This is a genomic window from Agromyces binzhouensis, from assembly GCF_004135055.1.
Taxonomy (GTDB): domain Bacteria; phylum Actinomycetota; class Actinomycetes; order Actinomycetales; family Microbacteriaceae; genus Agromyces; species Agromyces binzhouensis.
Window position 1 is genome coordinate 1 of the sequence record NZ_SDPL01000100.1, and the last position, 8,864, is coordinate 8,864.

An 8,864-nucleotide genomic window follows, 5' to 3' on the forward strand; every position below is an offset into this window, starting at 1 on the left:
CTGCGCGCCGCGCACGCGCGCGGGGCACGGCTCGCCGCGATCTCGACGGGCGCGTTCGCACTCGCCGCGACCGGGCTGCTCGACGGGCGCCGGGCCACGACGCACTGGCACTACACGCGAGCGCTGCAGGCGAGGCATCCGCTCGTCAGGGTCGACGAGAACGTGCTGTTCGTCGACGAGGGGCAGGTGCTGACGTCGGCGGGCGCGGCATCCGGCATCGACCTCTGCCTGCACCTCGTGCGACGCGACCACGGCGTCGCGGTCTCGAACCACGCCGCCCGCCGGCTCGTCGCCGCGCCCTACCGGAGCGGCGGCCAGGCGCAGTACGTGCCGCGCGCGCTGCCCGAACCGCTCGGCGAGGTGTTCGCGGCGACCCGGCAGTGGGCGATGGAGCACGTGCAGGATCCGCTGACGCTCGCCGACCTGGCGCGGAACGCGAACGTGTCGCCGCGGACGTTCTCACGACGGTTCGTCGAGGACACGGGCTACACGCCGATGCAGTGGATCCTTCGCGCCCGCATCGACCTCGCCCGCGAGCTGCTCGAGCGCACCGACCTCGGCGTCGAGCAGGTCGCCGATCGGGTCGGGCTCGGCACGGGTGCGAACCTGCGGCTGCACTTCCACCGCATCCTCGGCACGTCGCCGACCGAGTACCGCCACACGTTCTCGGCGTGAACGCGGGGTGAAGGGCGTCAGCCGCGGTCCGCGGGCGCGCGGCTGCGCGCGCGATCGTCCGGGGTGATGCGGACGCCGCCGGTCGCCGTCCGGGTCGCCTGCAGCGGCGACGTGCGCGTCGCCTCGCGCGCGTACGCCGCGCGACGACGGGCCTTGAGTGCGGCCGGGATGCTCGCGATCGCATCGGAGATCCGCGCGATGAGGATGCCTATGACGGCACCGAGCGTATTGGCGACGAGGTCGCGCGGGTCGGAGATGCGGTCGGCCATCGGGATCTGGGCGACCTCGATGAGCAGCGCGAACCCTGCGCTCATGACGGCCGGCACGATCGCGGGCGCCCCGCGGAGCGCGAAGGCGAGCAGCGCGCCGAACGGCACGAAGAGCAGCACGTTGAGCTCGAACTCGGTCTGCGAGCCGATCGTCCACGTGTCGGAGTCGAACCAGATGCGGGGATCGAGGATCCCGCGCGTGGCCTGGTTGCCGGATACGGCGCCGGGCGCCGGGCCGAGCGTGACCCACATCATGACGACGGCGTACGCGAAGAGCAGCACGGCGGCGGTTCGTGAGGGGCGCATCCCTCGATCGTCGCGAGCCAACCTTTGTCCCTCCTGTGCGTCGGGTGGGAGCCGGATCGGCCTCTTGGCGAGATCCTTTCGCATGCTGTCGCTCCAGCCACTGCCGCGGCATCCGTCCCACCATCATGCTGGATCACGCAACAGAGGAAAGGACCCCTGACGTCATGACCCGCATCGCCGTCAACGGATTCGGCCGCATCGGCCGCAACGTCGTCCGCGCGCTCATCGAGCGCGACGCCGACTTCGAACTGGTCGCCGTGAACGACCTCACCGAGCCCGCCGCGCTCGCGCGCCTGCTGAAGTACGACACGGTCGGCGGCCGCTTCGGTCGCACCGTCGAGGTGGACGGCGACGTCCTCGTGATCGACGGTCACCGCGTGAAGGTGCTCGCCGAGCGCGACCCCGCGAAGCTGCCCTGGGGCGAGCTCGGCGTCGACATCGTGCTCGAGTCGACCGGCCGCTTCACCGACGCCGAGGCCGCGAAGGCGCACCTCGCTGCCGGCGCCAAGAAGGTGCTCGTGAGCGCGCCGTCGAAGGGCGCGGACGTGACGCTCGCCTACGGCGTGAACACGGATGCCTACGACCCCGCGTCGCACACGATCGTCTCGAACGCGTCGTGCACGACCAACGCGCTCGCGCCCCTCGCGAAGGTCCTCGACGACCTCGCCGGCATCGAGCACGGCTTCATGACCACGATCCACGCGTACACGCAGGACCAGAACCTGCAGGACGCCCCGCACTCCGATGCGCGTCGCGCCCGTGCGGCCGCCGAGAACATCGTGCCGAGCTCGACCGGTGCCGCGAAGGCCATCGGCCTCGTGCTGCCCGGTCTCGACGGCAAGCTCAACGGCGACTCGATGCGCGTGCCGGTGCCGGTCGGCTCGATCGTCGAGCTCAACGCGACCGTGTCGAAGGACGTCACCCGCGACGAGGTGCTCGCCGCGTACCGCGCCGCCGCCGAGGGCCCGCTGAAGGGCGTGCTCGAGTATTCCGAGGAGCCGCTCGTCTCGAGCGACATCGTCGGCAACCCGCACTCGTCGATCTTCGACGCCGAGCTGACCCGCGTCGACGGCAAGCACATCAAGGTCGTCGCCTGGTACGACAACGAGTGGGGCTTCTCGAACCGCGTGATCGACTCGCTCGGGCTGCTCGCAGCGGCCTGATCGCACCGGCTCCGGTCGGCTCGGGGGGCGGTCCCCGGGTCGACCGGCTCTGACATCGCGTCGGCGGGGGAGTGGAGCCCCCGCCGGCGCGATTGGCGTCTTCGGGCGTCGCGCACTGCCGACCGCTACGCCGGGAGCGAGTAGGGGGTGCCGGGCGGCAGCTTGTCGGATGCCGCGCGCAGCAGGGGCCGGGACATCCGCTCGGCGTTCGCATCGAGGAACGCGACGAGCCCGTCCGGGTCCACGCCGCCCGCATGGCGGAGCGCGATGCCCACGGGCTTCGAGACCACGGGATCCGGATCCTGGAGCAGGCGGTCGGCGAGGCGGAAGAGGTCGGCCCTGGCCTCCGCGTCGCCGCGGCGCAGGAAGCCGAGCGGCGCGGTCATCGCCGTGCGCCGGCGGAGCGGGTCGGATGCCTCGGCGAGCTCGAACAACGGCGCCCTGGATCGCGTGGCGAGGTACTCGCCGACCACGCGCGGCGCGGCGCGATCCACCATGTCCCACGTGTCGATCCGGTCGTGGCGCCGGAGGTAGAGCTCGTATCGTGTGCGCCGCACCTCGTCATCGCGTGATCCGCGGACCGCGAAGTCCATGATGCAGAACGCTGCGAGCCTCGGCTCGTACTCGGGTTCGTCGAGGAGGCGCTCGACCTCGTCGAGGGGCATCGCGGCGTAGCGCTTCGCGATCTCGAACAGGGTGCCCATGCGCACCCCGAGCACGTCTGCGGTGCCGTGGTAGTGCCGTTGCGGGTGCTCGCCCGGAGCTCCGACGGCCCGGAGGTCGGCGAGCAGTCCGACGGCGGTGGGCTGGTCGTCTGCCACCGCTCCACGGTAGTCCGCTCGGCGGCGCCCGCCAACGGGCGACCTCGTCAGCGCTCGGGATCACCCCACGGCGTCGGCGCAGGTGCGACGCGCCGACGACCGGTGCGGGCTCAGCTGTACTGCGAGTGGTGCGGCGAGAAGTCGATGCGCTCGACCTCCTCGAGCACGCGGTTCGCACGCTCGGCCGCGCGGCTGGCGAATTCGGCCGCGTCGCGCGCCTGGGCGGACCTGGTCGTCGCGGCCGCGGCGCCGATGTCGTCGAGGATCGCGCCGATCGCGGACGCGAGGCCGTGCTCGAGCTCGTTGAGGTTCGTGTTGCCGATGAGGAGCCGGCGGTCGGCGGGGCGCAGCGTGACGTGCGCGTAGCCCGCCTTGGCGAGCGCGGTGTCGACGGCGGGAGCCACGAGGAGCTCGAGCTCCTGCGGCAGCGGTCGACGCGTGAAGACCGCCGTGACGGTGTAGCGGTCGGGGGCGTCGACGGTGCCCAGCTCGGGCGGCAGCTCGGTGACGAGGATGCGGTCGACCGCGAACGAGTCCGACTCCTTCGCGGTCTGGCTCGACGGAGGAGTGGTGGTCTGAGAGTTCGCGTTCATCTTCGGAGCGTAGGCCTCCAACATGTACTCCTTCACAGGTTCGCGCGCGCGTGCGCGGGGCTCGAACGGAGCTCATCGGGGGCGCGATCAGGGCGAGATCGGCCGTCGAGATCGGGGTGAAACTGAGAGTTCCTCTGAACATCGGGGCGGTCCGAGGAAGCAGACGTAGCCTGAAAGGAGGCAGGACCGGCAGGCGCCGGATGGCGACGAGAGACGTCCCGCCGGCGCACCGTCGGTGCGGGGAAGCAGGTCGTCATGACCGGAATCATCGAGGTCGCGACCAGGACCGCCGAACGGCGCCCGGCACCGACCAACAGCGACTTCACCGATCTCGCGCGGCTCGTCAAGGGCGCGGGGCTCATGCGGCGGCGGTACGGCTACTACTGGACCAAGCTCATCGCCGTGCCGGTCTCGTTCGCCGCAGCCATCGCCGTCTTCATCTGGATCGGCGACACCTGGTGGCAACTCTTCACCGCCGCCGGGTTCGCGGTGCTGTTCACGCAGACCGCATTCCTCGGTCACGATGCGGCCCACCGCCAGATCTTCCGCTCGGGCCGATGGAACGACTGGATCAGCCTCATCATCGGCGACCTCTTCGTCGGCATGAGCTACGGATGGTGGCAGCACAAGCACACGCGTCACCACGCCTCGCCGAACCAGATCGACGCCGACCCCGACATCGACCTGCCCGTCGTCGCCGTGACGCCCGAGCGCGCTGCGCGGGCCCGCACGCCCGTGATGCGGTGGATCATGTCGCACCAGGGCGTGTTCTTCTTCCCGATCCTGCTGCTCGAGGGGCTGTCACTGCACGCCTCGAGCGTCCGCCGCGTGGTGGTGCGCGAACCCGTGGCTCGTCGGCCCGTCGAGATCGCCTTCCTCGCCATCCGCATCGCCGGCTACCTGACGCTCGTGTTCTTGGTGCTCTCGCCCGGCGTCGCGGCCGCATTCCTCGCCGTGCAGCTCGGCCTCTTCGGCGTGTACATGGGCATGTCGTTCGCACCGAACCACAAGGGCATGCCCATCGTGCCGAAGGGGCTGCGGCTCGACTTCCTGCGCCGCCAGGTTCTGATGAGCCGCAACATCCGCGGAAGCAGGTTCATCGACGTCCTCATGGGCGGGCTGAACTACCAGATCGAGCACCACCTGTTCCCGTCGATGCCGCGGCCGCACCTTCGACGGGCGGCGCCGATGATCGCGGACTACTGCCGCGACCGCGGCGTGCGGTACACGGTGACCGGACTCTGGCAGAGCTACGGGATCGTGCTGCGCTACATCAACCGCGTGGGCCTCGGCGAACGCGACCCGTTCGCATGCCCGCTCGTGGAGCAGCGGGCGAGTCTCACGGCCTGAACGTCGACCCGCGGTTCGGTTCCATAGCGCCGACGAGCATCCTCGGTCGTGTGTCGATTCCGGGGCGCCCCGTTCGACGTCCAGAATGAGAGGCACCTCCGCCTCGCCCGAACCGAGCAAAGGACGACCCATGCGCACCCTCATCGTGACCGAGTTCATCACCCTCGACGGCGTCGTCGACTCCCCCGGCGGCGGCGACCACCCGCGCGCCGGCTGGACCTTCACGGAGGTCCCGTTCGTCGAGGAGGCGTACGAGATCAAGGGCCGCGAGCAGCTCGAGGCCGGGGCCATGCTCATGGGTCGCGTCAGCTACGACGAGTTCGCGCCGATCTGGCCGACGATGACCGAGGAGTTCGCCGAGTACAACGCCATGCCGAAGTACGTGGTCTCCTCGACGCTGACCGATCCCGAGTGGGAGGGCACCACCGTGCTCCGCTCGCTCGCCGAGGTCGCGGCGCTCAAGGAGGGCGACGGCGACCCGATCATCGTGCACGGCAGTGCGACGCTCGCGAAGGGGCTCGCAGCCGCGGGCCTCGTCGACCGGTACCACCTGCTGGTGTTCCCGGTCGTGCTCGGCGACGGCAAGCGGCTCTTCGACGGCAACGAGCAGGGCACGCTGAAGCTCGTCGAGCACGAGGCCTACTCGAACGGCGTCGTCAAGAACGTCTTCGACGTCGTCCGCTGAGCGGTCCGCGACGGATGCCACGGCAGGAACCCTCCGACGAGGCGATCGAGGATGCGGCGGCGGCGAACGCGCACGGCGAGCCGGCGCCCGGCACCCTCGGCGTCGACGGCGAGGCGGTGCCATCCGATGCGCCGACGGATGCCTCGGCCGCGCCCTGGTGGCGACGACGCCCGCCCGCGGATCACGACCGGCTCGCCCGGGGCATCTGGTGGGCGGGACACGTGCAGCTGTTCATCGCGCTCGGGCTCCTCATCGTCTGCGGCGCGATCGTGGTCGTCGGGATCGCACGGAACGACCAGGGGCTCTCGCTCTCGGTGCTCGGGCTCGCGATGGCGGGCCCGTTCGCGGCGTCGGGCGTGATGCTCCGGGCGAGCAGCGGATGGCGGCGTTACTGGGGCCGCACGGATCGTCGCAACTGGGCACCGCGGGTGCTCGTGCTCGCCGCGACCGTCGTCGGCATCGCGATCGTGTCGATCGTGGCCACCATCGTCATCGCGTACCTCCTGCTCGTCTTCGTCTGGTCCTGGTCCTGGTCGCTGTCGAATTGACATGGGCCCAGTCGCGGGGCCTCCGCCTGAGCAGGCGCTGGGTATCGTGACATCCGGGAACAGCGCGCCCGCGGCATCCGTTGGCCCCACCATGACCACCCTCGGAATCATCGGAGCAGGACACATCGGCAGCCAGGTCGCCCGCGCGGCACTGGCCAATGGATATCAGGTGGTGATCGCCAACTCGCGCGGGCCCGAGACGCTCTCGGCGCTCATCGAGGAGCTCGGTCCGCGCGCGCGCGCCGCGACCGCCGCGGAGGCCGCCGCCGCCGGGGACGTCGTCGTCGTGACGGTGCCGTTCAAGGCGTACGCGTCGATCCCGGTCGAGCCGCTCGCCGGCAAGGTCGTCATCGATACGAACAACTACTACTGGGAGCGCGACGGCCGCGTCCCGGCACTCGACGAGGGCCGCGCGACGGTCTCGGGCCTGCTGCAGGAGCACCTGCCGCAGAGCCGCGTCGCGAAGGGGTTCAACCACATCATGGCGAAGGACATCACGACGGGTGGTGCGCCCGCCGGAACGCCCGGACGACGTGCACTGGCCACCTCGAGCGACTTCGAGGATGCCGCGGCCGTCGTCGCACGCCTGTACGACGAGTTCGGCTTCGACACCGTCAACGTCGGGCCGCTCGACGAGAGCTGGCGCGTCGAGCGCGACCAGCCCGCGTACGTCGTGCCGCAGACGCGCGACGAGCTCGTCGCGAACCTCGCGCGCGCGGAGCGCCCCGCCGCCGCGGCCTGACGCGCTCCACACGTGCCGCGCTTGCGCGCGCACGTGCGCCCCGACCTCCGTTCGGACGGAATTCGTCGCCTCCCGGTATCGGGAGGCGACGATTCGCGTCCGAACGGCCACCGGGCGGGCACCGGCCCACGACGACACGTCCACCTTCTGCTTTGCACTCGGCGCTCGACGCGGTATCTTCCTCTGCACCGGTTGACGACGACGTCATGATCGCTCCGACGACCGAGAAGAGGAGACCATGATCTACGAAGACCGGGACCGCCTGAAGCGCGCCCTGCAGGCCAGCGCAGAGGGAACCAGCCGACAGCTCGAGCTCGACGAGGCCGCACGCGAGTGCGCCGAGGCGCTGATCACGGGCGCGATCGACCTGGCGCAGGTCCATGCACAGCGCTACTCCGAGCTGAAGGGCGTGCCCGCCGCAGCGCCGGCCGGAGCCTGAGGCCGAGGGCCCGCGGCACCGCGCCGCGCGCGGAAAACCGCGCGAAACGCGCCGGGTGCATACTGAACCCGAACGCCGGGCCCGACCTCCCCCGACCGGGACCCCGGCTGGGAGGAGACCCGGCATGAACCGTTCGGTGCGCTTCGACGACATCCGCGCCCTGCTCGTGTGCCACGTCGACAACGCCGGCATCTCGCGGGTGAAGGTGCTGCCGCACCGCAGGCTCCTGTCGGCGAGCACGCACGGCGTCACGATCTCGAACAGCGCCGGCGTGCTGTTCTCGGTCGACGACCACCTGAACGCGACGGCCGACGTCGATCCCGTCGTCGGCGACCTCCGCGGCATCGCCGACACCTCGTCGATGGCGATGCTCGACCGCGAGGCGCGGCTCGCGTGGGCTCCGGCCGACCTGTTCTCGCTCGACGGCACCCCGCACCCGACGTGCCAGCGCACCGCCCTGCGGCGCGTGGTCGACGACGCGGAGGACGCGCGCCTGACGTTCGTCGTCGGATTCGAGCTCGAGTGCACGGTGTTCCGCCCCTCGGCCGTCGAGGGCGAGCCGCCCGTGCCGGCGACGACCGGCCCGGCGTACTCCACGCGCGCGCTGCTCGAGGTCGAGGCGTTCGCGTTCGCGGCGCTCGAGGCGCTCGACGTGGCCGGGGTGCCCGTCGAGCAGATGCATCCGGAGTTCGGCACCGGCCAACTCGAGTTCGCGTTCGCACCCCGCGATCCCATGGCGGCCGTCGACGACCTCGTGCTGGCGCGCGTGGTGCTGACCCGCGTCGCACAGCGGCACGGCCTGCTGGTCTCGTTCGCGCCCGTGCCGATCGTCGACGGGTCGACGAACGGATGCCACATGCACCTCTCGGCCCGTCGCGACGGACGCAACGTCTTCGCCGACCCGAAGGCCAAGCTCGGCGTCGCGCCGCTCGGCGCGAACATGATCGCCGGCGTCCTCGACCGACTCGAGGAGGGAATCGCGCTGCTCGGCGGCAGCGTGCTCTCGTTCGAGCGGCTCCGTCCGGGGACGTGGGCCGGGGCCGACATCTGCTGGGGGCCGGGCAACCGCGAGGCGGCGATCCGGTTCGTGCCCGGCCAGGCGGGCATGGGGGCAGAGCAGTCCAACATCGAGGTGAAGCCGACGGATGCCGCGGCGAACCCGTACCTCGCGACGGCCGCGGTCATCGCGGCCGCGGTCGACGGGGTCGCGCGCGACGCGACGCCGCCGAAGCCCGTGCGCGTCGACCCCGCGACCCTCACGGCCGCGCAGCGG

The 8,864-nt window shown here is 71.3% G+C and carries 11 protein-coding genes; 8 read left to right on the top strand and 3 right to left on the bottom strand.

The window, feature by feature from the left end; all coding sequences use genetic code 11:
- On the top strand, window positions 1-675 hold a 675-nt coding region (locus tag ESO86_RS07040; protein WP_129234261.1), incomplete at its 5' end, for a helix-turn-helix domain-containing protein.
- A gap of 17 nt (window positions 676-692) precedes the next feature.
- Here ESO86_RS07040 and ESO86_RS07045 read toward each other — a convergent pair.
- Entirely contained in the window at window positions 693-1,250 is a 558-nt protein-coding gene (locus tag ESO86_RS07045) for a VanZ family protein (protein WP_165307457.1), read from the bottom strand.
- Between the two features lie 164 nt (window positions 1,251-1,414).
- Here ESO86_RS07045 and gap point away from each other — a divergent pair, with 164 nt between their 5' ends.
- Window positions 1,415-2,413 carry a type I glyceraldehyde-3-phosphate dehydrogenase gene (gene gap / locus ESO86_RS07050; protein ID WP_129234263.1) on the top strand — a complete coding sequence of 333 codons (999 nt, stop codon included), beginning with the start codon at window positions 1,415-1,417 and terminating at the stop codon, window positions 2,411-2,413.
- Between the two features lie 125 nt (window positions 2,414-2,538).
- Here the strand turns inward: gap and ESO86_RS07055 are convergent, their stop codons facing one another.
- The gene (locus ESO86_RS07055) at window positions 2,539-3,234 is read right to left on the bottom strand and encodes a DNA alkylation repair protein (protein ID WP_129234264.1); all 696 of its coding nucleotides are present in this window, start codon (window positions 3,232-3,234) and stop codon (window positions 2,539-2,541) included.
- 110 nt (window positions 3,235-3,344) lie between these two features.
- Window positions 3,345-3,827, bottom strand: coding sequence for a hypothetical protein (locus ESO86_RS07060; RefSeq protein ID WP_129234265.1), 483 nt, complete (start codon window positions 3,825-3,827; stop codon window positions 3,345-3,347).
- A gap of 255 nt (window positions 3,828-4,082) precedes the next feature.
- Between ESO86_RS07060 and ESO86_RS07065 the strand changes: the two genes are divergently transcribed.
- The 6 genes from ESO86_RS07065 to ESO86_RS07090 form a co-directional block, all read left to right on the top strand.
- Entirely contained in the window at window positions 4,083-5,177 is a 1,095-nt protein-coding gene (locus ESO86_RS07065; protein WP_129234266.1) for a fatty acid desaturase family protein, read from the top strand.
- 130 nt (window positions 5,178-5,307) lie between these two features.
- Window positions 5,308-5,862, top strand: a complete 555-nt coding sequence (locus ESO86_RS07070) for a dihydrofolate reductase family protein (RefSeq protein WP_129234267.1) — start codon at window positions 5,308-5,310, stop codon at window positions 5,860-5,862.
- 14 nt (window positions 5,863-5,876) lie between these two features.
- On the top strand, window positions 5,877-6,410 hold the full coding sequence (locus ESO86_RS07075; protein ID WP_129234268.1) for a hypothetical protein: 534 nt from the start codon (window positions 5,877-5,879) through the stop codon (window positions 6,408-6,410).
- 91 nt (window positions 6,411-6,501) lie between these two features.
- Window positions 6,502-7,152: an NADPH-dependent F420 reductase gene (locus ESO86_RS07080; RefSeq protein ID WP_129234269.1), complete on the top strand. Its 651-nt coding sequence runs from the start codon at window positions 6,502-6,504 to the stop codon at window positions 7,150-7,152.
- A 238-nt stretch (window positions 7,153-7,390) separates the two neighbouring features.
- On the top strand, window positions 7,391-7,591 hold the full coding sequence (locus ESO86_RS07085; RefSeq protein WP_129234270.1) for a hypothetical protein: 201 nt from the start codon (window positions 7,391-7,393) through the stop codon (window positions 7,589-7,591).
- A gap of 124 nt (window positions 7,592-7,715) precedes the next feature.
- Window positions 7,716-8,864 (top strand): type I glutamate--ammonia ligase (locus ESO86_RS07090; protein ID WP_129234271.1); only part of this gene is annotated, 1,149 nt, incomplete at its 3' end.

Excerpts from the sequence above, each read along its gene's own strand:
- ESO86_RS07045 (WP_165307457.1), bottom strand. The coding sequence starts at position 1,250 with ATGCGCCCCTCACGAACCGCCGCCGTGCTGCTCTTCGCGTACGCCGTC.
- gap (WP_129234263.1), top strand. The coding sequence starts at position 1,415 with ATGACCCGCATCGCCGTCAACGGATTCGGCCGCATCGGCCGCAACGTC.
- ESO86_RS07060 (WP_129234265.1), bottom strand. The coding sequence starts at position 3,827 with ATGAACGCGAACTCTCAGACCACCACTCCTCCGTCGAGCCAGACCGCG.
- ESO86_RS07065 (WP_129234266.1), top strand. The coding sequence starts at position 4,083 with ATGACCGGAATCATCGAGGTCGCGACCAGGACCGCCGAACGGCGCCCG.
- ESO86_RS07070 (WP_129234267.1), top strand. The coding sequence starts at position 5,308 with ATGCGCACCCTCATCGTGACCGAGTTCATCACCCTCGACGGCGTCGTC.
- ESO86_RS07075 (WP_129234268.1), top strand. The coding sequence starts at position 5,877 with ATGCCACGGCAGGAACCCTCCGACGAGGCGATCGAGGATGCGGCGGCG.
- ESO86_RS07080 (WP_129234269.1), top strand. The coding sequence starts at position 6,502 with ATGACCACCCTCGGAATCATCGGAGCAGGACACATCGGCAGCCAGGTC.
- ESO86_RS07085 (WP_129234270.1), top strand. The coding sequence starts at position 7,391 with ATGATCTACGAAGACCGGGACCGCCTGAAGCGCGCCCTGCAGGCCAGC.